Source organism: Paracidovorax konjaci (assembly GCF_900112675.1).
GTDB lineage: Bacteria > Pseudomonadota > Gammaproteobacteria > Burkholderiales > Burkholderiaceae_C > Paracidovorax > Paracidovorax konjaci.
Genome location: NZ_FOMQ01000002.1, coordinates 20077 through 45639, shown reverse-complemented (window position 1 = coordinate 45639; position 25563 = coordinate 20077). Strand labels below are relative to the sequence as shown.

The window sequence follows — 25563 nt, the reverse complement described above, 5'->3', positions numbered from 1 at the left end:
AGAGGCGGAAAGGGGCGGCATGCAGCGCACGCCTTCCCTACCAAATTCGCACCCCTTACTTGCCCAGGAGCAGAAATATCTCGTTGTTGAGCAGCAATTCTTCAGGGTACCGGTCACGCAGGGCTTCCGGGATGGCCATCTGCACATTGCGGCGCTCCTGCCGCACGACGTGGAATCCGGCCTCCGCAGTCAGCGCGACCAACTCATCCGCAGTCAGGCGGTTCAGCGCGCGATACTCGTTGAACACGAACCGCTTGTAGCCCTCCGGCCCGAAGTCGGCAAAACCGAAATCGGTTTCGGCGGCGTCGATCGGGCCTTCGTGGGTACGAATCACCTCCCACAGCGCCTCTTCATCCACCAGCAGGTGGTGCCACGGCACATCGTCGTACCGGCGCAAGTGCGAGCCGAAAGGTGAATAGAACAGCGGCTCGATCTGGATGAAGAAATATCCCCCAGGGCGCAGGCAGGCATGGAGGTCCTGCAGGATCGGCAGCAATTGCCCACGCTGCACATGCTCGAACGTGGACCAACTCATGATGCCGTCCACCAATGGACGCCGGCCCGCCAGCGGCGCACCGGGGGCAATGGTTTCGAACGTCAGCGCGGCCGGAAGGCGCGGCATTCCGAGCTGCTCCCGCGCGATCCGGGGCAGCTTCGCATATTCCTGGCGAATATCGATGCCATGGATACCCGTAGCTCCGTGCCGCAGGACCAACGCCAAGTCCGTGATGCCGTCGCCACAACCGAAATTCAGCAGGCGGGCCTCGCGGAGGTTCAGCACGTCGCCGACCCAATGGTTGACCACGTCAGCGGCGTATTCGAAATGCGCGCGGAACCATTCATCCGTGATCTGGCTGGCGTCCCAGTGGGGCAGGCCGACGAAACGCTCACGCAACTGATTCATCCAGTTCAAGAATTCACCGCCTTCTGAGTCATTGCATTCTCCCGGTCTTCGGGCCGCGCCCGGAAAAAGCGGGGGGCTTCGGTCCACAAGTGCCATGCCGCAGGCCGCTGCCTGAGCACCGCGTCGAAATGTTCGAACACTTTATCGGTCAGCAACTGCGGATCGTCGAACACCCCCAAGGGCGCGATCTTCAGACACCTGCGCCCCGAATCGGGGTCGATCCCCATGTGGAAAACCGTGGTGGGCAAGGAGCGCTCGACGGCGAGTTGAGGAAGGACGGCTGGCACGCTGACCGGCTCTCCCAGAATGGTCGCGATCCGCGTCACGTTCACCTGGTCTTCGGGTACATCGATCACCACGACGACCTGCTCCTGCCGCTGCAAGGCTTCGCGCAAGGTTGGCATGCCCCCCGGCACAAAAATCACCGGACGCTCCAACGCCATCCGCACGGACCGCATGCGTGAACGCACGTAGCGGCCGAAGATCCAGCGCCCATCGAAATCACGCCCGCCGGGAGCCGCCAGCACCATGTTGCCGCGCATTCCTGCTGCGTGTGCATGGCAGAGTGCCCACATTCCCGCACCCCAGTGGAAGGTGAGCAGCAATCCGGCGCCCCCCTGGCCCTCCCATGCGCCCTCCACATCGATGTGCCGGGCCATCCATCGCGCGGAACGGGTGCGAAAGAGATAGTGATCGGCGTGGTCGACCAACGTCACCAGCCTCCGCTCGGCCAGCCATTCCGCGGAACGCGCACCACTCCACCCTTTCGCCTGGGCCTGCACCAGAGCAGCATCGCAACTCTCCCGGTAGAGCCAGGCCCACTGCGCCATCCGCCGAAACAGCCGAAAGCACACAGGCCACGGCAGCAGTGCCGCAAGTCCCGGAAGCACCACCACCTCCACCGCATCCCGGCTTTCTCTCTTCCAACGCGACCAAGCGCGCTTCAGCAGCGTCGTCACCAGATCATTCCCAGCGATGCGGCAGGCGGACCAATCCAGGCAAGGGCTTGGGGAAAGAAAAGTGGAAGTGCAGGAATTGGAACCACTCGTCGTACACCACCAGCCCTGTTTCGTCGAAAAGGTAGGCGCTGATGACGTAGTCTCCGCTGTGCAGCGGCAAATCGGGAAATGTCAGAACCGACTGCCACGACCCGTCCTCGAGCCGCACGGGAATCGCTCCCTCCTCGTGGGTGGCCAACGAAGTGATACCCACCCCGCGAGACTGTTCAATCATGAACCCGATGTTCGGCCGCTCTTCACCGCGGCCGCGAACACGGATGGAAACGACCAAGTCATTGCTCTGCAGTACCCCGGGCCGATCTCCCTTGGGCTCGGCAAGGTCGCGAACATCCACAGCGAGAATACAGGCGCTGCCAGCGTCGGCCGCAGCAACTTTATGGCCCGCGACGGAAGCAACGGCGGCGGGTGCCTCGGATAGTGCAGAATCAACCGCAACAGCCTCATCAGGCAAGGCATAGCTTTCCTGCTCGCCATCACGCTGGCGGGTGTGCAGATCGTAGGCTGCAAGTACGGGTTCTGTTTCGCCGAACTGCTCTACCTGACCCCCCTTGAGCCATAAGGCAAGATCGCACAGGTGCCGGATATGGTAGGGGCTGTGGGAACAGAACAGGATCGTGCAACCTGCATCCCTGAAAGCCATGATCCGATCTACGCATTTCTTTTGGAAATGCTGATCGCCCACAGCAAGCGCTTCGTCGATGATGAGCACATCGGGCTGAACCGCCGTCACCAGCGCAAAAGCCAACCGAACGGCCATCCCCGACGAGTACGTCTTGACGGGCCGATCCAACGCCTCGCCCAATTCGCAGAACTCGACGATCTCGGGCTCCAGGCGCTGCATTTCCTCACGGTCGATCCCGATCAGGCTACCGCCGAAGTAGAGATTGTCCCGGCCACTGAAGTCCGGATGAAAACCCGCCCCCAGTTCAAGAATAGCCGTCACACGGCCCACTCGCTCAATCGAGCCTAAGGAAGGTTGCAGCGTACCGGCCAGCAATTTCAGCAGCGAGCTCTTGCCGGCTCCGTTGTCGCCGATGACTCCGATACATTGGCCGCGCCGCAATTCAAACGAAACGTCCTTCAATGCCCAGTGGCTGCGATGCTGGGATCGTCCCGTGATGAGGGATTTCAGCCGCTGGCGCGGGGATGCGTAGAGGCGATACTCTTTACTGACATTCCTCACTTGCAGCACGGTTTCAGAAGACGATTGCAACGCAGTCATAACCAATCCACCAATTGATCTCGGCTACGCTTCACCACCACGCTCAGAGCCGCTGCAACGACGAGCAGCCAGGCAGACCCTGCCACCCAAACGCTCAACGGCGGCCATTCCCCCAACAACAAAACCTGTTGATAGCCTATGACAAGGGCAGTCATCGGGTTGAGCCAGAGAACCCATCGCCAGTTCTCAGGGAACATGGTGAGCGGAAACAGGATGGGGGTGAGATAGATACCCACCGAAAGAAGAAAGCCCACGATCTGCACCGTATCGCGCAATGCAGCCGCGAGGATGGCCAGGAGATATCCGATAAAGAGGCTTAGCAGCAGCTGCAGTACTAGCAGAGGGCCCATGGCCAACATTGCCACACGAAAGCCGTGCAATGGCATGTAGACCAAGGCGACCAGAAGCAGCAGGGGAACGAAAATGACTCCACTGGCCAGCACGGCACGCGTGGTGAAGAGCACTGGCGGCAGAGGGTTCTTCTGCAACATGCCACCGGCCTCTATCAAGCTGTTCATTCCCCTCGACACCGCGTCGCAGAATGCCATCCACGGCAGGGCCCCCACCACCAGGAAGGTGCCTACGGCATGCGTTGGTGCTCCATTGCCCAAACGCATGGAGAACACGACGTCGAAAACCAAGTAATAGGCTGCAACGGTCAGCAGGGGCTGCAAATAGGGCCAGAGAATCCCGACGGCAGTGCCTGCGTGGCGCGCCGCCACCTCACGCAAAGTCAGAACCCATACCAAAGAGCGGGCGCTCCATACTGCGCGCCACTCGTTCCGCAAAGTCTGCATGTAGAAATCAATCCATGGCGGAGTACCCGCCAAACAAGACGCAAGGGTCTCCCCTTGCGCGCACCTGAAGCAATCTCAAAGCTTATGCGTTATGGAGCCGCTTTGGCTGGCTTGGGTGTGTACCCGGCTGCAAAAGTTTCGATGGCTTCTTTGTTGATCTTGGCTTCCTTCTGCAGAGCCTGCGCATCGGCTACCCGCGCTTCTTGCTGGGCATTGTTCCGCACTTCCTGGACCAATTCGTCCTTTGCCTCATCGAACGTCCGGGTCCTGGCCGGATGGCGTCCTTGGAGTTGGAGGATGTGATAACCGAATTTGCTCTGAACGATGTCACTGAGTTCGCCGGGCTTGGTCAACGCGAAGGCGGCCTTATCGAACTCAGGCACCATCTTGCCAGCCTCGAAGAAACCGAGGTCTCCCCCCTTGGTAGCGCTGCCCTTGTCCGCAGACCGTTCCTTTGCCAGCTGTGCAAAATCTGCACCCGTTTTGAGTTCTTGTTGGATCTTCTCGATTTGCGCTCGGGCGTCGGCATCACTTCCCGCAATCAAGATATGGCGCACCTGCACTTGCTCAGGGGACTTGAATCGCTCCGGCTTGGCTTTGTAGATGTTGCGTGCGATTCCCTCGGCAACCGAATCCGACAGCATCTTGTCCTTGTCCATTTTGGCAAGGTAGGCGTCTGAAAGCACCTTGTCGCGAGCGATTCGCAGTGCCGCTGCCACTTCCGAGTCTTTCTCCAAACCGCTGGCTTCGGCCCGCTGGGCCATTGCCCGGCGTGCATACAGATTAGAGGCAATCTGGGTCACTGTCTGGGGGCGAGACAGCACAGAATCCCGCATTTCCGGCGGCATACGCAGCGAGTCTGCGCGCATATCGCTACCGTCAATAGTGACATTGGGGCCTTGGATCAACGCGGGTTCTTGTGCATTGGCATACAGAGCCAGTACCGAAAGCATGGCACCAACGCAGAGACGGGATGGGAAACGTTTCATGTGTGAGTCAACCCTCAATGAAAATAAAAAAAGGCGGGGGAGACCCCCGCCTTTTTTGGATCACATTTCTGTGAAAAGTGCCGTAGCAACCTATCCGTTATTACTGAACGGAAGGACGCGTGAAGCGGTGGGGCCACGTGATACCGTAGGTACCGGACGTGCCAGCCGAAGCTTGCGGGTTCGTCAGCTTGATGAACGAAGAGCCCAGGATTGGCAGACCCAGGTTGTTGTTAGGCACAGCAACGCGGCTCCAGCCGTTCGTGAACGAACCGGTCGTCAGGTTTTGACGAGCAACGGAAGCCGACAGCACGGAGTTGCCAGCATCAGCGAAGCTCAGAACGCTGGTTTCACCGCAGAAGCGGGTTTGCGTCACGGAACCAGGCGAGAACACTGCACCGCTGGATTGCGTTTGCTCTTCACGATCGTAGAACGCTTGGCCAGTGGAGCTCACGCAGATCGCGCCGCCCGAAGCCAGCAGCGAGGTGTTGCTGGGGTTGAAACGCTCGGTAGCCACCGTGCCGTCAACGTTCAGGTCGGTGAACAGACGGATGTTGGCCGTGTCCACAGGGCTGGAGTTAGCAGCAGCGTAGTTGGCAACCACGTTGTAACGACGGGTAGGCATCGAGAACACCCAGTCAGTCTTGGCCGAGATGCTTGCATCGTTGGCGTACTGGTTGGAGATCGACGTCACGGCCAGAGCGTCCGTCAGGCGCGTGGCTTGCACCAGAGGCGACACAGCAACACCAGCAGCGGTGATGTAAGGCGTGGACATGTCGGGCAGGTCGTAGTTAGCGGCAGCGACCTTAGGCAGGCCCGTTGCAGCCACGTTCGACGCGTTGTACACGTTCAGCGTACGGAACAGCGGGTCAGCCGTGAAGTTGTCAGGCGTAGGAGCGTTCGTGGACAGCTGAGGGAAGTGCACGAAGTTACCGACGGCAGGAACGCCACCAGCGGTTTCAGCACGGATGGCCGTTGCACCACCGGAGAACGTCGTGGTTTGTGCGACGTTGATGATGTACCAGTCACCCACCAGACCCGTCGAAGGCGTGTCGAAGCCAGCAGCGGCCACGGCAGCAGGGGTCGTGAAGTTGTTCAGCGTTGCGTCCAGAGCGGTCTGGGTGCAAGGTGCCACGCCGTTCACGTGCTTGATAGCCGTGTACAGGGGGTTAACCGTAGCGGAACCAGCCAGCGTCGGAGGAATGTCAGCCATGTTGAAAATTTCAACGTAGCCTTCACGCGTGTTGTTGGCCTTGTCAGCCGTGGCGATGCCAGGGTTCAGACGGTCCAGAACGAACGGTTGGTTCACACCCTTGGACAGCTTGGGCAGCGTGCAGGTGCCGTCAGCGGTCACGATTTGAGCAACGCCGTCGGAACCAGCCGTCACTGCAGCAGTCCACACGTCACCAGGCGACATGAAGACTTGGAAGTCAAGAATGTCGTCAGAGTTCAGAGCGCCGCGGAAACGGACCTTCACGGCCTTGCCGCGGGAGGTGTCGGTGTTCACCACGTGCAGAACGGTCATGTTGCCGTTTTGCGCGTTGAAGTAAGGCACCAGCAGTGCATGGCCCACGCCACCTTCGGCGAACGACAGCTGCGTAGCAGTCGTAGCCGTCAGCGGAGCGGCGCCAACGACCACATCAGCGGATGCGGCGCCAGCGAAGCCCAGGCCACCAATCATGGCAGCAATGCTCAGGGCCAGAACATTTTTCTTCATATCGAGAACTCCAGTTAAAAAGTTGGTAAGCGCAACTACCACGATTGATTACGCCAAAGAATAGTAGCACAGCACATTCAAGGCCTGTACTGCGGAACATCTGCCAAACCTTCGGCTGTTGATGAAATGCAACAGTACAAAGACAGCTCGTTCGCGTACAGCCCACCCGAGCACGGCTGGGGATGAGCCCGACCATTCTTTGGGCAGGGCTTGTGGATGCGGAAGAGCCTGCGCTGAACGTGTGGCGAACAGCGGGTCTGCACTCTCCGACCTCTACAAACCTTGGGGCCGAACAATACCAAAAGAAGCCTGCATTCCCAAGCAAAAAATCCCGAATCCGTACACATTCGAGCATCTTGCCTGGGACTGGTGCATCCACACGGCGTGGACACGCCAGAAGTCGTCTCACTCACTTCAACAACCACTCCCTGTCGGGTTGCCGAGAAGAAAGACAGCTATGCCCCGCCATCACAGCAGGGCTGGCTGTTCAGATCAAAGATCCTGAAACCGCCACCATTGTCCGTCTTCTAAAATCCAGGCCTCATCAAGATACGTATCTATGGCATCCAGCTTGAGGCCAATGATAAAAGGCTTGGCGGTAAGCTTGATCTTGGCCGAGCATTTCTCCAGTTCGCATTGCACCCCCGTGACTTCGGCACTGATAACCGAAGCGGCAGTACCGAACTGACGCGCGAATTGCTCGCTCGTATATGCTTTCCGGTAGGAAGGGGGGGTCAGTGCATAAGACTTATCGTATTGCCCTGCGATGCGCGCTTTCCAGTACTCGGCAGCGCGCTGTTTCACTACCTGCTCTGGAGTTGCTGGGGACATGGATGCACATCCTGCCAAGACCACAGCGCACAAGGCAGCTCCGGTCCACTTAGCTTTGGAAAAGGTAGTCTTAAGAGTCATAGGAAAAATAGTAAAGAATTACTGTGGCTGCAAGGGCTGCACTGTGACCGGGGCACTTTGTGATGGGGAGCCGCCTCTCCCTGTTTCACGCAATTCAATCACCTGGAGTCCTTTCAGTCGATCTCGCAGTTCGTCACTGACTTCACGGATGTCGATGTCCGTCCGAACGACCTTGGGAGTAATGACTACCAGCAGCTCAGTACGGTTCCCTGTCTTGCCGTTATTGCTGAACAGGCTTCCAACGAGGGGAAGCTCTTGAAGAAGGGGCACGCCGGACTTCGACGCGTTGCTGGTGTCGCGAATCAATCCCCCGAGGACAATCGCCTCCCCTGAACGCACCGCCACTTTGCTTGTGATCTGCCGCTGTTGGAATACAGGCTGCAAGGAGACACTTCCAGAACTGTCAGCCACCGCGTCTGTCACGGATTGATCAATCTGCATCGTCACAAGATTGCCTGCATTCACTGAGGGCGTGACGGCCAGGCTCACACCGGTATCGCGGTATTGGATTGTGCTCGTGACGGAGTTCGAGTTGTCAGCGAAGGTTGTAGAAGCCGTTTGAACCGGCTGCTGATTACCTACGCTCATCATGGCCGTATGGTTATCCAGCACCATCAACGACGGGCTGGATATGACTTTCAGCAGCCTTTTGGTGGCCAAAGCATTCAAGACCACCCTGACCCTGCCCAGCGAATTTGCCAATGAGTACGTGAATCCCGAGGCAGCAGCGATAGGTATGGTCCCGATGACTCCGCTGGTATTGCTATTGGAGAGCAGTTGCCCAGTACCGCTGTATCCGGAAGGGCCGCTATTGTTGAAAGCCCATTGCAAACCATATTGCAGGGTGTCATCCAACGTCACTTCCACGATAGATGCTTCAATCAGCACTTGAGTGGGCGGCAAGTCGAGACGCTTGAGTGTTGCCTCGATTTTGGAGTATTCGGATTTTGTCCCCCAGATCAGCACCGAGTTGTTCAATTCATCTGCCATCACTCGGATACCGCCAATGTTGGCGCCCACCACACCAGGCGTCGTGCTGCCCTGCGCTTGCCCGGTACGATTGGTTTGCATGGAGCCGAAGCTGTTGCCACTCAAGCCGCTGCGATTGCCGAATCCACCTGAGGAGCCAAATCCAGAACTGTTGAAAGTGGAGTTGCCAAATGCCGAGTTCCCAAACCCGGAGCTGCCGCTACCAAAGTTTCCTTGCCCAAACGAGTTGGAGTAAGCACCACCAAGCCCCGGGGCAACGCCGCTGTTGGCGGTATTGCCCCCGCTCTGCCCACCGAAAATGCCTGCCAGCACGCCGGCAAGATGCTTGGCATTGCCATTCTGTACGTGGTAGATGAAAAGCTGAGGCTCGGCGCCATTGTCACTGGGCTGATCAAGTTTCTCGATCCAGCGACGCGCCTCATCCAGATACGATGCCCGTGGCGTAACCACCAAGAGACTGTTGATCCGTTCGATCGGCATTATGCGCAATGCCCCAAACAAGGGATTGCCCTCACCCAGCAACACCGGAGCGGCGCTTGCCTGGTTGGCGACAGCCGCCGCAGCAGAAGCAGATCCAGTAGCGGCGCCCGAAGATGGTGTCGGCCCAGCCCCACCACCGCTCACCACACGAAGCGCAGCCTCCACTTCTTTGATGGACGCATATTTGAGCGGAAACACCCCCACGGACATGCCTTTGAGCAAGTCCACATCGAAAGTGTTGACCAGATCCAGCCAGCTTTCAGCCTGAGTGCGGGTCCCGGAAAGAACCAACAGATTGCGCAAGTTATCCACACGCACTATGGCATCTGGAGCAACCATCGGCCTCAGAATGGACGCCATTTCTGCAGCGCCAATGTACTGTAGCGGGACGATGATCGCTCCGTTCCCGGGGGGCAACGGTTCTCCACTACGAACCTGACGCAAAGTTCCCCCAATCGCCCGCAATGCATCTGGACGCCCGACGTGATATGTCCCTCGGGCATCTCGCAGCATCCCCAAACCGTTGGCTTGCAAAGCGCTCTCCAGCAAGAACATTGCCTGGTCAGGCGGTATGGGGGTTCGCGTCGACAAGGTGACGGTGCCGTTCAGAGGCGGATGCAGCACGTAGTTGGCCTTGCCTATATCCCCCAGGATGGTACGCACCACCTCTGCAACGGGTGCTTCTTCAAAGCTGAACGACATGGGAGCCCCTGTGATTGGAGGCACAGATTTGGGGTCCGCCAGAACTCTGTCGTTGCCGCGCATGATGCGCGGCTGAATTGTGCGTTCCTCCTCCCCCTGGCCCACACCCGCATCAAGTCCGGTTTTGGCATCCATGGCATTGCCACCTTCTGGTGCCGCGGCGGCTCTAGTGCCTGTCGCCGCTGATTCGGTCGTGATGTTGGTTCCGGTCACGGCCTCGGGGCTGGGCGCTTGGGCCGCAGCCATCTGGCAAACGGCCAAGCTGATAGAAGTAAGAGCGTATCGATAAGAAATCATGACTACGTGCCCAGAAAACAGGGAAAGCGCATCAGCGTGCGCAATTCAAGGGGTTCGGCTACCACCAAAGGTGGCACGACGCGGAGGTGGCTGGGCCCCGCCGGCACCTCCTCCACCAGGCGGAGCGGCGGAAGGCTGTGCTCCCCTGCCGACAGAAGCAGGAAGAGGTGCGCCGGAATAGACAGTTACCGTGGCTCTCGGTAGCAATAGCGTGCGCACCTCGCCGCCCCTGCCAAAAGTGACGACTCGGTCCTGAATGGAGGTCAACACCCAACCATCAATGTTGTCGTTCAGCTTCAGGCGCCTCTGCTTTCCCGCCACCAGAATGATGACCCCTCCTTCACTACCTCCCGAATACACGCCCGACAAACGCGCAGAAGACAGATTGTCAGGTGGGGGCTCATTTGCAGAAGGTGGCGGAGGCGGAGGAGGTGGGCGACGGTTGCTGGAAAAAAGAGGTCTGTCCAGCATGGCTACGAAAGCCTGGGTATCTGCAGTGCCGACGACGGGCAATGCAGGAACCAAACCGCCAAGGTCGGCTTTGCGAGGCTCGGGCGGTATCCAACGGACATTGCGCAGAGTGCCATCTACGGATACCCACATCCATAGCAGAAGCAGCGCCAGGGCCACATTCAAGAACAGCAGGATATGCAGGGCGTATCTTTTCATGACCGCTCCCGCAAGATGCTCAAGCCGAAGGCGATAGACAACCTCGGTGCGTTTTTTGGATCCAGGTTTCCAAACGCTCCGATGACCTGGACGTCCAAGTCATTGATGAGAATGAGCGGAAGTTGGCTGTTCAACACGGCAAGCGCACTCTGCAGGGCCAGCATGTCCCCTTCGGCGCGGACGCTGAGCGGTATGCGATCAAAGCCTTTCTCTTCTTTGGCGGGCAAGACCTGGCTGCTGCTCACCTGAAGCCCGGCGGCGCTGAAAATGTCCCGAATCTTCTGCTGCGCCACGTTCCCGGTCTGATTGGCGTCTTGGCTGGCAGGATAGATGTATTGCGTCCGCGCTTCGCCCGCACTTGCCAACGCAACTTCGATCTCAGATTTCTGAGCCTCCAAACCCAATAGCCGTGCATAGCGGGGCTCTAATTGCTCAAGGCGCGCCTCCGCTTCCGTATGACGCTGTGCGACATACCATCCCATAGAGGCCAGAGGAATCAGGCCCAGCAAAAGGGTACCAGCAAGAATCAACTTCTCGCGATGAGGCATGCGTTTCATGGTTTGTCGCGCGTCACGGAAGCAGGAAAAGACGAAGCACTTTTAGTCACGCTTACAGTGGATGCTGCTGCCGTGCCTCCGAAAGTAGCCCCTCCCTGAGCGGCAGGTGGCCGAGGCACGGCAGCAGTAGCAGTAGCGGCACTTGCAGCCACCGAGGCTGCAGGCGAAGGCATGCTTTCAGCCCGTGGAGTAGAAGAAACGGATGCAGAGGGAGCTGACGCCATCGGCGCCAGTGCATTGGCACCCGGAACACCGGTCTTCGGCAGCATGCTGACAGGCGCGCCGAATACCTGGGGATCCAGCTGAAACTCAATGGAAAACGCTTCTTTGCCCGTATTCCCCATTCGGGTCGCCGCAGAGGGTGCCCGAACCTCTTTGAAACCTGCCTCATTTCCCAGCAATTGCATAAGCGCCGATGAATTGGACGTCATTCCGGCGATGGTGACCTTCGAGCCTTGCAGGCGAAAGCTTTGAAGGGCGGTATCGTCAGGCAGCAACTGGGTCAGTTTCTCGAGCACCTTCAAGGGCTCTATCCGTGTGGCTACCAATTCAGATAACAGAGTCAGCTTCTCTGCAGATTGCATGAGCAGCTCCCGCTGCCGCACTACGGGAGCAGTGCGCTTGGCAACGTCTGCATAGGACTGCGCCGCCTCCAATGCGCGAAAGCGCAATTGCAGACTCGGCGTGATCATTACCGCCAGAGACAAAAGACCTATCAGAACCAGAAGGGCATAACCCGCGCGCCGCCACCGCAAGGCATGGGCGTAGCGCAGACTCTCGCCATAACCCTCCAAAACTACCGGCTGTCCCTCGCCATTAAGGACCCAGACCTCAGGCTCGATATCTCCCAAGCCATCCAACCGCGTCGCCAGATACTGAGCGATCTGTCGGCGGGAGGCCAACACCACATCCGAGCGAACATTCCCACTGGACAGCCAGTGCGCTCGATGCCCCCAAGCCAGGTCATCATTGACAAAGGGGCTGATCGCCCGCGCTTCCAGCGCTGAGGCATTGGCGACATCCACAGCCGCCATCGCCGGCAAAGCCAGGGAGCGCCGCAACACCAACTCTTCCGGCAATTCAACAGCTACAAAAGGAGGCTTGCCAACTCCAGCCAAACCTCCCTGGCGTTCATCTCCCAGCCAAAAGGTCTGCTGCCCATCGGGGTGAAGCACGCGCACAGAGGCCGCAGGAGTCAGCCAAGCCAACGCAGGCCAGTCGTGCATTCGCAACCAAGGTTGACGAATCTCACGCCAAAGCGCACGTAGATCAACTCCCAGAAAACGGGCCTCGGAAGAAAGAGATGGCATGGTTGTCAGGGATTGCGGACGACCGGCTCCACGCTGGCGCCGGTACGGAAGGAATACCACGGTGCTCCGTCTCGGGCACGTACGGTCAGATCGACACTGCGCGAGACACGCAGCCACGTGCCATCCAGCATGGGCACACGTGCCTGCATGCGAATCCGACGCACCGAAGAGCTATCGAGGAATGCAGCTTCAAGCGCCGACGTATCAACGCCTTGGGCCCCTGTGTCACGTTTATCGGCCACGCTCTTGGCTGCAGCCACGTTTCCACCAGCCAATACGACAAGGACCTCGAGAGGAGCCGACATGGGATTCACAAGCCCCCGGCCTCGCAGGTCAGCGGTGATCAGAGGGAAAAGTCTAGCATAGAGGCTGTAATCGACTCCGGGCACTTTGAGGAGGTCTTCCTCGGCTTCGAAACGTTCTTGTGTCCCTGAGGCGCTTCGCTGTTCGCGCACCTGAACTGTTGCCTGAGCCAGGGTTTCGGCATCCCCAGGGCTTAGCCCGCCAGCAACGGTGTACATCTTGGCCAACAGAGGAACAGGGGCGCTGTTGATGTCAATCAACCCGTTCAATGGCATGGCGCGCACCTCCATCGCCACGCCACGGTACTGAAGCTGTGCAAGCAGCATACGGTTGATGGGCGTATTGCTGGCGACCATGGCCTGCAACGCCATCTGTATGACGGCATCACCAAGCGCCTGGGCCTGAACGCTCTGCCGTGCGAGCGCCATCGTGCGCGCCTCTTCGCGGATGGACCGCGTAACTCCCGTAACGATGATGCTCAGAGACGCAACGATCCAAAGCACGGCGATCAAGACCATGCCACTCGACTCCCGCTGAGCCAAGCGACCATGAGAATGCCTACTCATCGGTTACCCCCAAAAGTCGCACCGCCGATGGAAGGATCGCTGTTCGGCAGGGTTCGCATCGCCACGATGATGTCCGGCCACACATCGGTAGTGCTTCTTATCTGCAGCGCTACGCGTTGGGGCAATCGATCGGTCGGCGTCCAAGGAGCGCCCCACTGGGGCGGCTCCTGCGACGGATCTTCATAGCGAAGTTCGAATCCGGTCACAGCTGGTACGAGCACATAGCTTTCTGCCTGTCCCCAGTCAGGACCGCCACCACCATCCACGAAGGGAAGATATCTGAGTACCAGTGCTTTCCCAGAACTTCCATCCTCCAGCCCCAACCGGAAAAAATAGCGCCCCCCTGCCCCGTACCGGGCCGGCATGATTCCCACCCAGACCATTTCCTGGGGTCTTCCAAAAAAGAAATAAGGGCTCTCGTCTATCGCTACCGGCGGTGGTCTTTTCCGCAGGGATACCCGGCCCAGTACCGACCGCAGGAAACTATCCACTACGCGCAAATCGTCAATTTTTCGAAGCCGCGCATCGACGCGCTCCTCCGTCTGCGCAGTGGTTCTCAAAGCCGAGCCCATGGCCAGCATGACCAAAGAAAGCAGTGAGATAACGACCAACAACTCCACCAGGGTAAAGCCGCCAGCGTGGTCGTTTTTCCGAATCATGGGAAATGCCATCAGGAACGCCCCGGCTCAGGCAAGCGACGCTGAGGACGCAAGGTGCTGAGTTCAAAGCTGCGCAGCCGCGTGCCATCCGACCAAGAAATCGTGATGCTTACCTCGTGCAACGGCGGAATGTTCGGCCCGTTGAATTCGGTGGCATAGGGTGTGCTGGCGATGCGCCATTGGTATCCAGCAGAATCCCCCGTCTGATTCCAGCCCTGCTCCGGCACAGCATCGCGCAGCGCGAGCAGCGACTGCGCCAAGACCACGGCCCGCTGGTAACGGTCCACGTCGGCCACGCTGCGGGCACTGCCACCCATGGCGCGATACAACATGCCCAACGACAAGGCCATGATGGCGAATGCCACGAGCAACTCCAGCAGGGTCAACCCCCGCTGTGCACGGCCCTTACCCCGCCTCATCGCGTCAGAGCCTCTTGCGTTACACGACCGGAGAGCCAGTCCACCCGCAACCGCGTCCCTACGCCAGGGGCACGCAAGATTTCTATGCTTCCGCCGGTGGCGCCTCCGCTGGGTAAAAAACGGATGGCCGCCTGGCTTGGCGAACTCAATTCCGAGCCCGCCACTATCGCGCGCAGTTGCAACGGCTGGGGCAGCGGCTTCATCGCCGTATCTATGCCATAAGCACGATTTCTGAGGTCCACCGAGAAACGCACTTCTCGTCCTTCAGCCATCGCCCTCAGCCGGGCTGAACGCATCTGGCTGGTCATCGTGCGGACGGTATCGCGGTACGACGCCGCTTCACGCAACCGTTCGAACGCTATTGGAGCCAGCCCCACCACGAGCGCCATGATGGCAAAGACCACCAACAATTCAACCAGCGTGAAGCCGCGCTCGCGCCGCATGGCAGAACTGCAGAAAAGCGGAGGGATCAGGGCGTGTTGCGGATATCGCCCGCTTCACCCTCACCGCCAGGCGCACCATCGGAGCCCAGGGAGAGGATTTCGATGCCACCGTTCGGACCTGGATTGGCATAGCGGTACGGATGGCCCCAGGGATCCGAGGGGACGCCACCCTTGAGATAGGGGCCGGCCCAACCATTCGCAGAACCTGGACGTTTGACGAGAGCATCCAGGCCTTCTTCAGTGCTGGGGTAACGACCGACGTCCAGCTTGAACAACTCAAGGGCCTTGTCGAGATCCGCGATCTGGACGCCCGCTGTCTTGGATTTGGCACCGCCCAGCTGATTCAACACGCGTGGGCCAACCAGGCCCGCCAGCAGCGTGAGAATGGCCAGCACGACCAACAGTTCGATGAGGGTGAAGCCGCGAGCGGATTTGCGTTGCATGGAAATGCCACAGGAGCGGCCAGCACGGGAATGCGCCATGAGAGAGGACTCCTTGGACAAACGAAAATTATACGGCGAGGTCATTGATGGACAGGATCCCGAGAAGGATGGAAACAATGATGGCAGCGATAAGAATGCCCAACACCAGAATGAGCACCGGCTCGACCAGCGTGAGCAGCCGTTTGATCCCTGTTTCCACTTCCCGGTTCAATATGTTGGACAACTCGAGCATCATTTGTCCGATGCGCCCGGTCTCTTCGCCCACGCGGATCAGGTTCACCGCGATGGGTTCGAAAATACCGGTGGAGGCGATGGCCTGAACCACCTTGCCGCCTTCCTTCACCACCGGAGCCACTTTGGAGAGCGCCTGCCTGAGCACGGTATTGCCCACGGTCTCGGTCGCGATGTGCAGCGCAGTCAGCATAGGCACCCCATTGCCCAGCAAGGTTCCCAATGAACGGGAGAACAGGGTCAATTGGTATTTGAGGGCCAGCCGTCCCATGAGGGGCAGTTTCAGCAGACGCGATTGCCACCACAGTCGCCCAGAAGGCGAAGACGCCCAGCGACGCAGCAGAAACACGATTCCTGCTGCGGCAATTCCCATGAAAATTCCATACCGAGTGAAGGCATGCCCCAATGCCATCACCATCTGCGTGGGCATGGGGAGCGCATCGCCCATGTCGGTGAACAGCTTCTCGAACTGAGGCACCACAAAGCCCAGCATTGCAATCAGCGACAGCACGGCGACACCCAGCAGAATGGCCGGATAGATGGTGGCGGAGATCACGCTGTCCCTCAGCGCCCGCTGGCGCTCCATGTGTTCGACCAGTCGCTCCAGCACTGCCGACATCTGCCCGCTCGCCTCGCCCGAACGCACCATGTTGATGTAGAAATCACCAAACAACTCTCGGTGCTGCGACAGAGCCCGGCTGAGTGGCGTGCCCCCCTTCACCGCATCCAAAATGCCCTGCAGCAGCGATGCCATGCTGGGCTTGTGGCTCATGTCGATGAGGACACGCAGAGCGTTGTCGAGCGCCAGCCCGGCGCGCAGCATGATGGAAAGCTCCGAGGTCAGTGCCAGCACGTCTGCGGACTTCACAGGCCCCTTGCCGCCACGGCCTTTCGCCTCCGGGACCAAGCCCTTGACCCCGGCAGTGGCCGCGGCAGAGGGGGCCCGCGACGCGGGCGAAGCAGCGCCGGCGGCGCCGCCGCCGATGCTCAGCGGCGTCAACCCCTGCTCACGCAATTGCTTGAGCACGTGCGCCTCGCCGGGAGCACTCAAGAATCCCTCGACAACCTTGCCGCTTGCGGCGACGGCACGCCATGCGTAATCAGGCATCGCCCTGGTCCTGGGTGACGCGGGCAAGTTCGTCCAGCGTGGTCATCCCTGCAGCCACCTTGCGAAGGCCGTCCTCGTGCAGGTTGAGCATGCCGCCCTGCGCAGCGAGGGCATTGAGGGCATTGGCATCCTTGCCATCGATGATGGCGCGGCGCATGGGTTCGTCGAGCACGAACAGCTCGTGGATCCCCGTTCGCCCGCGATAGCCGGAGCCGCGGCAATGCTCGCAACCCACGGCCCGGAAGATCGCCTGCCCGAAACTGCTAAATCGCGCCAACCCAGTGCTTTGCCGCACTTCATCGCCCGGCTCATAGGGCTCCTTGCAATGGCTGCAGAGGGTTCTCACCAGCCGCTGCGCCAGCACACCGTTGACCGAGGAAGTGATCAGGTAGCCCTCCACCCCCATGTCTTTCATGCGGATGACCGCGCCCGCGGCAGTGTTCGTGTGCAGCGTGGAAAGCACCAGATGCCCGGTGAGGGCCGACTGCACCGCGATCTGCGCAGTTTCGCCGTCCCGCATTTCACCGATCATGATGATGTCCGGATCCTGCCGCAGGATGGAGCGAAGCGCATTGGCGAACGTGAGGTTGATCTGCGGATGGACCTGGATCTGGTTGATGCCTTCCAACTGGTACTCGACCGGGTCCTCCACGGTGATGATCTTGTTGGACTCCGCATCGATCTTGGACAGTGCTGCATACAGCGTGGTGGTCTTGCCGGAACCGGTCGGCCCCGTCACCAGCAGAATGCCGTGCGGCTTGGCCAGCAGCATGTTGAAGCGTTCCAGCGTGTCCTTCTCGAAACCCATGGTTTCCAGCTGAAGCCGAACGCTCGCACGGTCCAGCACCCGCATGACCACGCTTTCCCCGTGCACGGTCGGCACGGTGGACACGCGCAAGTCGAGTTCGCGGCCTTTGACGCGTGTCTTGATGCGTCCGTCCTGCGGCAGGCGCCGCTCCGCGATGTCGAGGTGGGCCAACAACTTCACCCGCGAGCTGACCGCGGCACTGAGGCGCGGGGGAACGAGTTCCCCTAGCTGGATGACGCCATCCACCCGATATCGCACGTGCAGTCCATCGTCAAAGGGCTCCAGGTGGATGTCGGAAGCGCGCAGGTCGATGACGCGGCCGATGATGGTGTTCACCAGCCGGATGACCGGCGCCTCGCTGGCAAGGTCCTTCAGATGCTCGACGAAGTCGCCCCCATCGGAGCCGTCGCCGAAACCGTCGTCCGTCTCGTCGTCCCCGGCCTGCTCCACAGGCTCTGCGAGCGCCTTCTCGATGTCGCTTTCGAGCGCCAGGCGGGGCACCACCACATGGCCCGTGGCAAGGTGGAGCGCCTTGACCACGAAGGGGTCCTGCGGCACGGCCATCGCCACGTGCAGGCGCCCCTCGCTGACATAAAGGGGATAGACGCTGTTGGCCTGCAGGAATTCCGGCAGCAAGCCTTCCACCTCCGGCATCAATTCAGGAAATTCAGCAGCGGCGATGAGCGGGATGTCCAGTTGCCGTGACAGCGCCTGGATGACATCCAGTTCGGACACCAATCCGAGGCGGACGAGCACACGGCCCAGCAGCCCGCCCATTTCCTGTTGGGCAGACAGGGCCCGCTCAAGATCCCGCGCGCTCAGCTTGCCCGAATGGACAAGCAATTCGCCCAGCGGAGGGCGCTGCACGGCGGTCGCGTCGGCTGTCGGCTCTGTACGGTCAGGGAGGGTAGTTATCGTCATGAAAACGTGCTGGGGATGCCCCGCTGGAGGCGGCGCCGAAAGGGAATGGCCCTCGTGGCGCCCGAAGCCGGCAAGTGTAGCCGCGCGGGTCGCGAAGCCTCCCTGGCAGCTCCGCTGTGTCGCTTACAGTCTCTGCCCGCACACCTTACGCCCGATGCACGCACCCATGTCCCGTCCTCCCCGCCTGAACCTTCTGCATTCCGCCCTGGGCCTCGCCGCGGCCGGTGTCCTGCTGGCCGGCGCAGGGGGCGCCAGGCTTCTGCACCAGATCGCACCCGCGTCGCAGCAGGCACCATCGACGCCCCTGCTGCTGGCACCGATGATCGGCGTGATCGAGCCATGCATCCTGTCCGAAACCAGCCTGCCAGAGGCCGTTGAAAGCCTGAGTGCCACCTGCACAGGCCCCCAAGGATCGGCAGCGGCACTCGTCGAATCCACGCTGAAGACTTTGCAACCGGCCGCACGGCCCGACCTTCCGGTCGAACTCGGCTACACGCTTCCAGTCCCGTTGCTGAAGCTATTCCGCCAGGAAGCGGATGGACGTTGGCAGATCGATGGAGACATGGTGAACCGACTGGTGCGCACCCTCCGAGATACACCGCGCCCAGCCATCCTGTATCTGTTCTCGACCCATTTCTCAGCCCACTCGCCCATCGAGGAAGCTCTGGCCGCCGACCCTGCGAACATGGGCCAGACCCGAGACGGCCCCATGGGCCAGGACGATTATTACGACACGAAGGTTTTCAACTGGACCTTTGCCACCACGCACAACGCGCTGACAGAACGCCGGGCCGAAGCCGTGCGCGCGGTCTTGGATGCGGCCTGCCAGCTGGACCCCAAGGAGCGGTCCAAGATTCGCGGCATCACCCTTCTGGGAGAACTGCACCATCTGTTTCCGAACTTTCAGGCCGGCATGGGATTCGATGGGCTCTACCGGGTGACCGATTACAGCCCCGCATCGGTTGCAGGATTCCGGGAGTACCTGCGCACTGCGTTCAAACGGGTCGATCAGTTCAACCGCGTGGTCGGAGCAGACTATGCATCGTTCGACGAAGTGATGCCGCCGTCGCGCGACATCCGCACCGAACCCCTGCGCCGATTCACCGAGCACATCGACGGATTCGCCCACGGCACCCTGCCCGTCTCGGGATGGGCCTATGCTCCGAAATCCAAGACCGGGCAGCCGCTGCGCATCCACGTGTACCGCAACGGCGAACCCATTGGTGAGACAGCCGTGCACTGGGGCCGGCAGGATGTGCTGGCCGCCAAACCCGAGTTCGGAGACGCCAATACCGGCTGGCGGATGGATCTGGACTTCCGGCGGTTGCCTGCCGGCCTTCACCGCCTGGATGTCTTTCTGGAAACCGCCCCCGGCAAGCTGACCCACCTCGGGCAGCGCGACATCGCCATCATGGATCGCCAGCAGAAAACGCCCCGCCTGCTCCCGCAACGGCCGCTGCCGGCGACGACGCCCGACGCAACGATCCAGGCGCACATCGATTTCCCGCAACCCGCCTCTTCCTACTACTTCAATCCGCTGGTGCCGTTGTGGCACGCATATCGCGGACAGCAGGTGGTCGACTACCTGCGCCATTTCGACGGTGTAGTGGAGGGGTCTTGCCTGTCGAACGTGCCACGCTACACGCACCAGATCATCCCCTTCACCAACCCGAGCTGGGATGCGAACAAGTTTGCCATCGAGGGCTCGCTGCGCCCGCTGAAGGGCATCCGCCTGGGCGTCAGCCTCTATGGAGAACCGACCTACGGCCAATCCTATTTCGACTGGTTGTCGGGAAGGGGCGCGTCACGCTATGGCATCACGGAGTTCCATCCGCTCAGGCCCATGGATGCGGCCGAAGTGCGACGCGTGATGGAGACCCATGCGCGGCATGGCGCGGAGTTCCTTTCTTTCTTCCTGGAGCCCCGGTGGAATGGCCACCTCGTGCCACGCGGGCACAACATTTTCTCGTTCGATCCCGACAACGCGCTGTTCGCCTCCGACCAGCTCTACCGCGCCACTCAGGAAGCCCTGGCGCCACCCGGACGGTGAGGCCGCTCACCGCCCGGGCGGGGGCTCAGGCGAACACTTCGGCTTTGCGAAGAGAGAGCCCTTTCACGTCCTTGGCGGACAGGCTGGGCTCCCCGCCGAACCGCCAGTCGATCGCGAGTTCAGGATCGTTCCAGGCGATGCAACGCTCGTGCTCCGGCGCGTAGTAATCGGTGGTCTTGTAGAGAAAGTCAGCGCTTTCGCTGAGCACTACAAAGCCATGGGCGAACCCTGGAGGCACCCACATCTGCCGCTGGTTCTCTTCGCTCAGTTCTTCCCCCACCCACTGGCCGAAAGTGGGCGAGCTTTTGCGCAGGTCGACCGCCACATCGAAGACCGTGCCTCGCACCACGCGCACGAGCTTTCCCTGGGGTTGCTGGATCTGGTAGTGCAGGCCGCGCAGCACGCCGCGGGTGCTGCGGCTGTGGTTGTCCTGCACGAATGCATGGCGGCTCCCCGTGGCTTCGTCGAAGGCGCGCTGGTTGAAACTCTCGAAGAAAAAGCCCCGTGCGTCGCCGAAGACCTTGGGCTCGATGACGACGACATCGGGGATGCGGGTGGGAATGGCGTTCATGGGTGTGGCAATCGGACGTTCAACAGGACTGGGGCGGACATACGGAAACAGGAAAGCAGGCATTGCATCGCCGGCACCCGCGCCGCGTCCGCCGCAGGCCGAAACCGGTCAACGAACAGGGCTCAGGCCCCCAGCAAGCGCAGCAGATAGGCGCCGTAGCCGCTCTTGGCCAACGGTGCGGCGAGGCGTTGAAGCTGCCCATCGTCGATGAGCCCGTTGCGCCACGCGATCTCCTCCGGGCAGGCGATCTTCAGGCCCTGGCGATGCTCCAGCGTGGCGATGAACTGTCCGGCCTCCAGCAGGCTTTCGTGCGTGCCGGTGTCGAGCCAGGCGTAGCCCCGCCCCATGATCTCCACATGCAGCGCGTCCCGCTCCAGATAGAGGCGGTTGAGATCGGTGATTTCGAGTTCGCCGCGCGCCGATGGCTTGAGGCTGGCGGCGAGTTCGACCACCTGCCGATCGTAGAAATACAGTCCCGTCACCGCGTAGCTCGACTTGGGTGCAGTAGGTTTTTCCTCAATGGAAAGCACCCGCCCGCGCCCGTCGAATTCGGCCACGCCATAACGCTCGGGGTCATGCACGTGGTATGCGAAGACGCTCGCGCCGTCGTCCCGGCCCATGGCGCTGCGCAGCAGATCCTCGAAATCGTGCCCGTGGAAGATGTTGTCGCCGAGCACCAGGGCGCTGGGGCTGCCGTCCAGGAACTTCTCGCCAATGAGAAAAGCCTGGGCCAGCCCATCGGGGCTGGGTTGAACGGCGTAGCTGAGCTGGATACCCCACTGGCTGCCATCGCCCAACAGCTGCTCGAACCGCGGTGTGTCCTGCGGCGTGCTGATGATGAGGATTTCCCGGATGCCCGCGAGCATCAGCGTGCTCAGCGGGTAGTAGATCATCGGCTTGTCATACACCGGCAGCAGTTGCTTGCTGATGGCGAGCGTCGCGGGGTGCAGGCGCGTGCCCGAGCCTCCGGCCAGGATGATGCCCTTGCGTGCGGTCATGGTGCTGTGTGAAAGAGGTTGCGTCTCAAAGGATTTCCGCGAGCATGCGGGCGATGCCTGCCTGCCAGTGCGGCAGCGTCAGGCCGAAAGCGGTCTGGAACCTGCGCGTGTCGAGCCGCGAGTTGTGCGGCCGCACCGCGGGCGTGGGGAAGGCGCTGGTGGGCACGGCGACCACGTCCCTGGCTGCAAGCTGGAGGCCCGGCTGCAGCCGCTTCGCTTCCTGCAATACATAGCTCGCATACGCATGCCAATGGGTCTCGCCGGCGGCCACGAGGTGGTAGAGGCCGGCGTCCTCGGGCCGCTGCTGCAGATGGCGTATCGCATGGGCGGTGGCATCGGCCAGCAGGTCGGCACCCGTCGGGGCGCCCCACTGGTCGTCGATCACGGTGAGGCGGTCGCGCTCCTGTGCCAGCCGCAGCATGGTCTTGGCGAAATTGCCGCCCCTGGCCCCGTACACCCAGCTCGTGCGAAGGATCAGGTGGCGCGCACCGCTGGCCTGGATGCGCCGCTCGCCTTCGAACTTGGTCCGGCCATACACCGACAACGGTGCGGGGGTATCGGATTCCACCCACGGCCGCGTGCCACTGCCGTCGAAAACGTAGTCGGTGCTGTAGTGCACCAGCCAGGCGCCCAGCCGCGCGGCCTCTTCGGCCAGCACGCCCGGCGTGGCGGCATTGAGGGTGTGCGCCAGCTCGGGCTCGCTCTCCGCCTTGTCCACCGCGGTATGGGCTGCGGCATTCACGATGACGTCAGGACGCACGGCCCGCACGGTGTCTGCGATATCGCCCGGCCGGGAAAAGTCGCCGCAATGGCCGGTGCTGTCGAAGTCCAGCGCCGTCACCGTGCCCAGCACGGAGAGGCTGCGCTGCAATTCCCAGCCCACCTGCCCGCCCTTGCCGAAGAGAAGGATGTTCATGCCGCGGCGGCTTCCTGAGCGGCAGGCTGCTGGTAGTGCTGATCGACCCAGTCCCGGTAGGCGCCGCTCGTCACGGCCTCGACCCAATCGCCATGGCGGAGATACCACTCCACGGTCTTGCGGATGCCGGTTTCGAAAGTCTCCGCCGGCTTCCAGCCCAGTTCGCGCTCGATCTTGCGTGCGTCGATCGCGTAGCGCCGGTCATGTCCGGGGCGATCCTTGACGTAGCTGATCTGGCCGCCGTAGCGCTGCCCGTCGGCACGCGGCCGAAGCTCGTCCAGCAGCGCGCAGATCGTCTGCACGATTTCGATGTTGGGTTTCTCGTTCCAGCCGCCCACGTTGTAGGTCTCGCCGGGCTGGCCGGCTTCCAGCACGCGGCGGATCGCGCTGCAATGGTCGCGCACGTAGAGCCAGTCGCGGATCTGCATGCCGTCGCCATACACCGGCAACGGCTTGCCGGCCAGCGCGTTCACGATCATGAGAGGGATCAGCTTTTCCGGGAAATGGAAGGGCCCGTAGTTGTTGCTGCAGTTGGTCGTGAGCACGGGCAGGCCGTAGGTGTGGTGCCATGCGCGCACGAGGTGGTCGCTGGCGGCCTTGCTCGCGGAGTACGGGCTGTTGGGCTCGCAGGCATGCGTTTCGGTGAAGGCGGGATCCTTCGGGCCGAGCGTTCCATACACCTCGTCCGTCGAAACGTGCAGGAATCGGAAGGCATCCCGCTCCTCCTGCGGCAGGCCCTGCCAATGCTGGCGCACCGACTCCAGGAGCCGGAAGGTGCCGACCACGTTGGTCTGGATGAAGTCCTCCGGGCCGTGGATGGACCGGTCCACATGCGATTCGGCCGCGAAGTTCACGACCGCGCGCGGACGGTGCTCGGCCAGCAGCCGGTCGATGAGGTCCTTGTCGCCGATGTCCCCCTGAACGAAGACATGCCGCCCATCGCCCTGCAACGAGGCGAGATTCTGCAGATTGCCCGCGTAGGTGAGCTTGTCGAGGTTGACCACGGGCTCATTGCCGCAGGCCAGCCAGTCGAGGACGAAATTGGCGCCTATGAAGCCCGCGCCGCCGGTGACCAGAATCATGGGTTTTTCTTGCAAAAGTGCCGTGTGGCAAAGCGGGTCATTATCCCATCGCGTTACAAACCGCCGTAACGAAGCGCAAAGGACGGGCGTAGAGTGTCGGGCGCACCGGAAAAGGAGCCCCGAAAATGATCCCTCGCCCTCCGCATGATGCCCCCCCTTCGCCGGCCGACGAGGCCGGCGGCAACGCTTCCGCCGCGGCGCGCTCGGCGCGCGACTCCGCCCAGCAGGTCTGGCTGGCAGGCCTGGGCGCCTTCGCGAAGGCGCAGCAGGAGGGCAGCAAGGTCTTTGAGGCGCTGGTCCAGGAGGGGCTGGCACTACAGCAACGCACCCAATCGACGGCACAGCAGCATCTGGCCGAAGCCGCCTCCCGCGTGGGCGGCGTTGCGAGCGAACTGGGAGCGCGCGCGGCCGGCCCCTGGCGCCAGCTGGAATCGGTCTTCGAAGACCGCGTGGCCCAGGCGCTCTCCCGCCTGGGCGTGCCGACGCGCCAGGAACTGCAGGCGCTTCACGACCGCATCGATGCACTCACCCGGGCATTGGAGGCGACGCAGGCAGGGAATGGCGGCCCATCCCCCTCCGCACCGCCTTCCGCGAAATCCTCCGCGGATTGACGATCCGCCCCCGGGCTGCGCCCCGAAGACCCCGCATGGTGCACTGCAAAAGAGCGGGCTCCGCGGGGTCGGTTAGAGTGAACGGCAGAGAGAGAGATAGAAAGAGAGAGAGAGGGCGATTCACAGCCCCCGGGCTTGGCGAGCGTGCAGGCCCTCGAACAACCACCCACGAGACAAGGGGAGGCAGAGATGGCCAAAAAAGCGCCGCGCCGCACCGCCGAGCGCATCCTGGAGACGACGCTGGAGCTGTTCAACCGCTTCGGCGAACCCAATGTGTCCACCACGGCCATTTCGGCAGAACTGCGCATCAGCCCCGGCAATCTCTACTACCACTATGCCGCGAAGGAAGAACTCGTCACGGCGCTCTATGCCCGCTATGAAGCGGAACTGGGCGAACTGCTGGCTGCCGCCGACGGCGTGCGCGACGTCGAAGACGCATGGTTTCTGCTGCACTCGCTGTTCGAGCGCATCTGGCAGTACCGCTTCCTCTACCGCGACCTGAACGACCTGCTCTCCCGCAACCGCCATCTGGAGACGCATTTCCAGGACCTGCTGGCGCGCAAGGCGCGCGCGGTACGTGCGATGCTCATCGGCATGGAGGGCTCGGGTGCCCTGCGCATTGCGCCCCGCGACCTCGACACGGTCGCCGAAAGCACCATGGTGGTGATCACCTACTGGCTGAGCTTCGAATACGTGCGCGATCCGCGGCACGCCCTGGAGCCCGGCAACGAACAGACCGCGCTGCTGCGCGGCGCACAGCAGGTGCTAGGCCTGCTGCTCCCCTATCTGGACGAAGGCCAGCGCACGCACCTGAAGGCACTGTCGGAAGGCTACGGCACACCCGCCGTCACCGGATGACCGCCGGCGCAGCG

The 25563-nt window shown here is 61.4% G+C and carries 24 protein-coding genes; 3 read left to right on the top strand and 21 right to left on the bottom strand.

Features of this window, described 5'->3' with window-relative positions; genetic code table 11:
• Positions 1-55: 55 nt before the first annotated feature.
• The 17 genes from BM144_RS02865 to gspE form a co-directional block, all read right to left on the bottom strand.
• A complete protein-coding gene (locus tag BM144_RS02865) occupies positions 56-913 on the bottom strand; it encodes an SAM-dependent methyltransferase (protein ID WP_092949664.1) in 858 nt (285 codons plus the stop codon).
• Positions 910-1863, bottom strand: coding sequence for a hypothetical protein (locus BM144_RS02860; RefSeq protein ID WP_175525928.1), 954 nt, complete (start codon positions 1861-1863; stop codon positions 910-912). Before BM144_RS02860 ends, BM144_RS02865 begins: the two co-directional genes overlap by 4 nt.
• Before the next feature lie 4 nt (positions 1864-1867).
• The gene (locus BM144_RS02855) at positions 1868-3145 is read right to left on the bottom strand and encodes an ABC transporter ATP-binding protein (RefSeq protein WP_092949662.1); all 1278 of its coding nucleotides are present in this window, start codon (positions 3143-3145) and stop codon (positions 1868-1870) included.
• Positions 3142-3942, bottom strand: coding sequence for an ABC transporter permease (locus BM144_RS02850; protein WP_092949660.1), 801 nt, complete (start codon positions 3940-3942; stop codon positions 3142-3144). Before BM144_RS02850 ends, BM144_RS02855 begins: the two co-directional genes overlap by 4 nt.
• Positions 3943-4031: 89 nt before the next feature.
• A complete protein-coding gene (locus BM144_RS02845) occupies positions 4032-4931 on the bottom strand; it encodes a peptidylprolyl isomerase (protein WP_092949658.1) in 900 nt (299 codons plus the stop codon).
• Between the two features lie 100 nt (positions 4932-5031).
• Positions 5032-6645 carry a cell surface protein gene (locus tag BM144_RS02840; RefSeq protein ID WP_092949656.1) on the bottom strand — a complete coding sequence of 538 codons (1614 nt, stop codon included), beginning with the start codon at positions 6643-6645 and terminating at the stop codon, positions 5032-5034.
• Positions 6646-7137: 492 nt separating this feature from the next.
• Positions 7138-7476: a hypothetical protein gene (locus tag BM144_RS02835; protein WP_245783504.1), complete on the bottom strand. Its 339-nt coding sequence runs from the start codon at positions 7474-7476 to the stop codon at positions 7138-7140.
• Between the two features lie 99 nt (positions 7477-7575).
• Positions 7576-9942 carry a type II secretion system secretin GspD gene (gene gspD / locus BM144_RS02830; protein ID WP_353615064.1) on the bottom strand — a complete coding sequence of 789 codons (2367 nt, stop codon included), beginning with the start codon at positions 9940-9942 and terminating at the stop codon, positions 7576-7578.
• Positions 9943-10691: 749 nt separating this feature from the next.
• On the bottom strand, positions 10692-11252 hold the full coding sequence (gene gspM, locus BM144_RS02820; protein WP_092949648.1) for a type II secretion system protein GspM: 561 nt from the start codon (positions 11250-11252) through the stop codon (positions 10692-10694).
• Positions 11249-12562, bottom strand: a complete 1314-nt coding sequence (locus BM144_RS02815; RefSeq protein WP_092949646.1) for a PilN domain-containing protein — start codon at positions 12560-12562, stop codon at positions 11249-11251. The genes gspM and BM144_RS02815 overlap by 4 nt, the downstream gene beginning before the upstream one ends.
• A gap of 5 nt (positions 12563-12567) precedes the next feature.
• Positions 12568-13383: a general secretion pathway protein GspK gene (locus BM144_RS02810; protein WP_245783503.1), complete on the bottom strand. Its 816-nt coding sequence runs from the start codon at positions 13381-13383 to the stop codon at positions 12568-12570.
• A gap of 44 nt (positions 13384-13427) precedes the next feature.
• Entirely contained in the window at positions 13428-14102 is a 675-nt protein-coding gene (locus BM144_RS02805; protein ID WP_245783502.1) for a prepilin-type N-terminal cleavage/methylation domain-containing protein, read from the bottom strand.
• Entirely contained in the window at positions 14102-14509 is a 408-nt protein-coding gene (locus tag BM144_RS02800; protein WP_092949640.1) for a type IV pilus modification PilV family protein, read from the bottom strand. The genes BM144_RS02805 and BM144_RS02800 overlap by 1 nt, the downstream gene beginning before the upstream one ends.
• Positions 14506-14952, bottom strand: a complete 447-nt coding sequence (locus BM144_RS02795; RefSeq protein WP_092949638.1) for a GspH/FimT family pseudopilin — start codon at positions 14950-14952, stop codon at positions 14506-14508. The genes BM144_RS02800 and BM144_RS02795 overlap by 4 nt, the downstream gene beginning before the upstream one ends.
• Positions 14953-14978: 26 nt before the next feature.
• Positions 14979-15434: a type II secretion system major pseudopilin GspG gene (gene gspG / locus BM144_RS02790; RefSeq protein WP_092949636.1), complete on the bottom strand. Its 456-nt coding sequence runs from the start codon at positions 15432-15434 to the stop codon at positions 14979-14981.
• Between the two features lie 28 nt (positions 15435-15462).
• Complete coding sequence (locus BM144_RS02785; protein ID WP_092949634.1) at positions 15463-16734, bottom strand: type II secretion system F family protein; 1272 nt, start codon at positions 16732-16734, stop codon at positions 15463-15465.
• Complete coding sequence (gspE, locus tag BM144_RS02780; RefSeq protein ID WP_092949632.1) at positions 16727-18463, bottom strand: type II secretion system ATPase GspE; 1737 nt, start codon at positions 18461-18463, stop codon at positions 16727-16729. The genes BM144_RS02785 and gspE overlap by 8 nt, the downstream gene beginning before the upstream one ends.
• Positions 18464-18629: 166 nt before the next feature.
• Between gspE and BM144_RS02775 the strand changes: the two genes are divergently transcribed.
• Complete coding sequence (locus tag BM144_RS02775; RefSeq protein ID WP_245783500.1) at positions 18630-20513, top strand: hypothetical protein; 1884 nt, start codon at positions 18630-18632, stop codon at positions 20511-20513.
• A gap of 25 nt (positions 20514-20538) precedes the next feature.
• On the opposite strand, the gene rfbC is transcribed toward BM144_RS02775, so the two are convergent.
• The 4 genes from rfbC to rfbB all read right to left on the bottom strand — a co-directional run bounded on the left by rfbC (position 20539) and on the right by rfbB (position 24080).
• Positions 20539-21084 (bottom strand): dTDP-4-dehydrorhamnose 3,5-epimerase, encoded by a 546-nt coding sequence (gene rfbC, locus BM144_RS02770; protein WP_092949630.1) that lies wholly within the window; start codon positions 21082-21084, stop codon positions 20539-20541.
• A 122-nt stretch (positions 21085-21206) separates the two neighbouring features.
• On the bottom strand, positions 21207-22082 hold the full coding sequence (gene rfbA, locus BM144_RS02765; protein ID WP_092949628.1) for a glucose-1-phosphate thymidylyltransferase RfbA: 876 nt from the start codon (positions 22080-22082) through the stop codon (positions 21207-21209).
• Between the two features lie 25 nt (positions 22083-22107).
• A complete protein-coding gene (rfbD, locus tag BM144_RS02760; protein ID WP_092949626.1) occupies positions 22108-22998 on the bottom strand; it encodes a dTDP-4-dehydrorhamnose reductase in 891 nt (296 codons plus the stop codon).
• Positions 22995-24080 carry a dTDP-glucose 4,6-dehydratase gene (gene rfbB, locus BM144_RS02755; RefSeq protein ID WP_092949624.1) on the bottom strand — a complete coding sequence of 362 codons (1086 nt, stop codon included), beginning with the start codon at positions 24078-24080 and terminating at the stop codon, positions 22995-22997. Before rfbB ends, rfbD begins: the two co-directional genes overlap by 4 nt.
• A 125-nt stretch (positions 24081-24205) precedes the next feature.
• Here rfbB and BM144_RS02750 point away from each other — a divergent pair, with 125 nt between their 5' ends.
• Together BM144_RS02750 and BM144_RS02745 are read left to right on the top strand one after the other, a co-directional pair.
• Entirely contained in the window at positions 24206-24691 is a 486-nt protein-coding gene (locus BM144_RS02750) for a phasin family protein (protein WP_092949622.1), read from the top strand.
• A gap of 189 nt (positions 24692-24880) precedes the next feature.
• Positions 24881-25549 (top strand): TetR/AcrR family transcriptional regulator, encoded by a 669-nt coding sequence (locus BM144_RS02745; RefSeq protein ID WP_092949620.1) that lies wholly within the window; start codon positions 24881-24883, stop codon positions 25547-25549.
• Positions 25550-25563 lie beyond the last annotated feature (14 nt).

Coding starts and splice junctions, on each gene's coding strand:
- BM144_RS02805 (WP_245783502.1), bottom strand. CDS start 14,102: ATGGCATTTCCCATGATTCGGAAAAACGACCACGCTGGCGGCTTTACC.
- rfbA (WP_092949628.1), bottom strand. CDS start 22,082: ATGACCGCACGCAAGGGCATCATCCTGGCCGGAGGCTCGGGCACGCGC.
- BM144_RS02840 (WP_092949656.1), bottom strand. CDS start 6,645: ATGAAGAAAAATGTTCTGGCCCTGAGCATTGCTGCCATGATTGGTGGC.
- rfbC (WP_092949630.1), bottom strand. CDS start 21,084: ATGAACGCCATTCCCACCCGCATCCCCGATGTCGTCGTCATCGAGCCC.
- gspG (WP_092949636.1), bottom strand. CDS start 15,434: ATGGCGCATTCCCGTGCTGGCCGCTCCTGTGGCATTTCCATGCAACGC.
- gspE (WP_092949632.1), bottom strand. CDS start 18,463: ATGACGATAACTACCCTCCCTGACCGTACAGAGCCGACAGCCGACGCG.
- gspM (WP_092949648.1), bottom strand. CDS start 11,252: ATGAAACGCATGCCTCATCGCGAGAAGTTGATTCTTGCTGGTACCCTT.
- rfbD (WP_092949626.1), bottom strand. CDS start 22,998: ATGAACATCCTTCTCTTCGGCAAGGGCGGGCAGGTGGGCTGGGAATTG.
- BM144_RS02745 (WP_092949620.1), top strand. CDS start 24,881: ATGGCCAAAAAAGCGCCGCGCCGCACCGCCGAGCGCATCCTGGAGACG.
- rfbB (WP_092949624.1), bottom strand. CDS start 24,080: ATGATTCTGGTCACCGGCGGCGCGGGCTTCATAGGCGCCAATTTCGTC.
- BM144_RS02750 (WP_092949622.1), top strand. CDS start 24,206: ATGATCCCTCGCCCTCCGCATGATGCCCCCCCTTCGCCGGCCGACGAG.
- BM144_RS02785 (WP_092949634.1), bottom strand. CDS start 16,734: ATGCCTGATTACGCATGGCGTGCCGTCGCCGCAAGCGGCAAGGTTGTC.
- BM144_RS02845 (WP_092949658.1), bottom strand. CDS start 4,931: ATGAAACGTTTCCCATCCCGTCTCTGCGTTGGTGCCATGCTTTCGGTA.
- BM144_RS02850 (WP_092949660.1), bottom strand. CDS start 3,942: ATGCAGACTTTGCGGAACGAGTGGCGCGCAGTATGGAGCGCCCGCTCT.
- BM144_RS02855 (WP_092949662.1), bottom strand. CDS start 3,145: ATGACTGCGTTGCAATCGTCTTCTGAAACCGTGCTGCAAGTGAGGAAT.
- BM144_RS02795 (WP_092949638.1), bottom strand. CDS start 14,952: ATGCGGCGCGAGCGCGGCTTCACGCTGGTTGAATTGTTGGTGGTCTTT.
- BM144_RS02835 (WP_245783504.1), bottom strand. CDS start 7,476: ATGTCCCCAGCAACTCCAGAGCAGGTAGTGAAACAGCGCGCTGCCGAG.
- BM144_RS02775 (WP_245783500.1), top strand. CDS start 18,630: ATGTCCCGTCCTCCCCGCCTGAACCTTCTGCATTCCGCCCTGGGCCTC.
- BM144_RS02810 (WP_245783503.1), bottom strand. CDS start 13,383: ATGGTCTTGATCGCCGTGCTTTGGATCGTTGCGTCTCTGAGCATCATC.
- BM144_RS02800 (WP_092949640.1), bottom strand. CDS start 14,509: ATGAGGCGGGGTAAGGGCCGTGCACAGCGGGGGTTGACCCTGCTGGAG.
- BM144_RS02815 (WP_092949646.1), bottom strand. CDS start 12,562: ATGCCATCTCTTTCTTCCGAGGCCCGTTTTCTGGGAGTTGATCTACGT.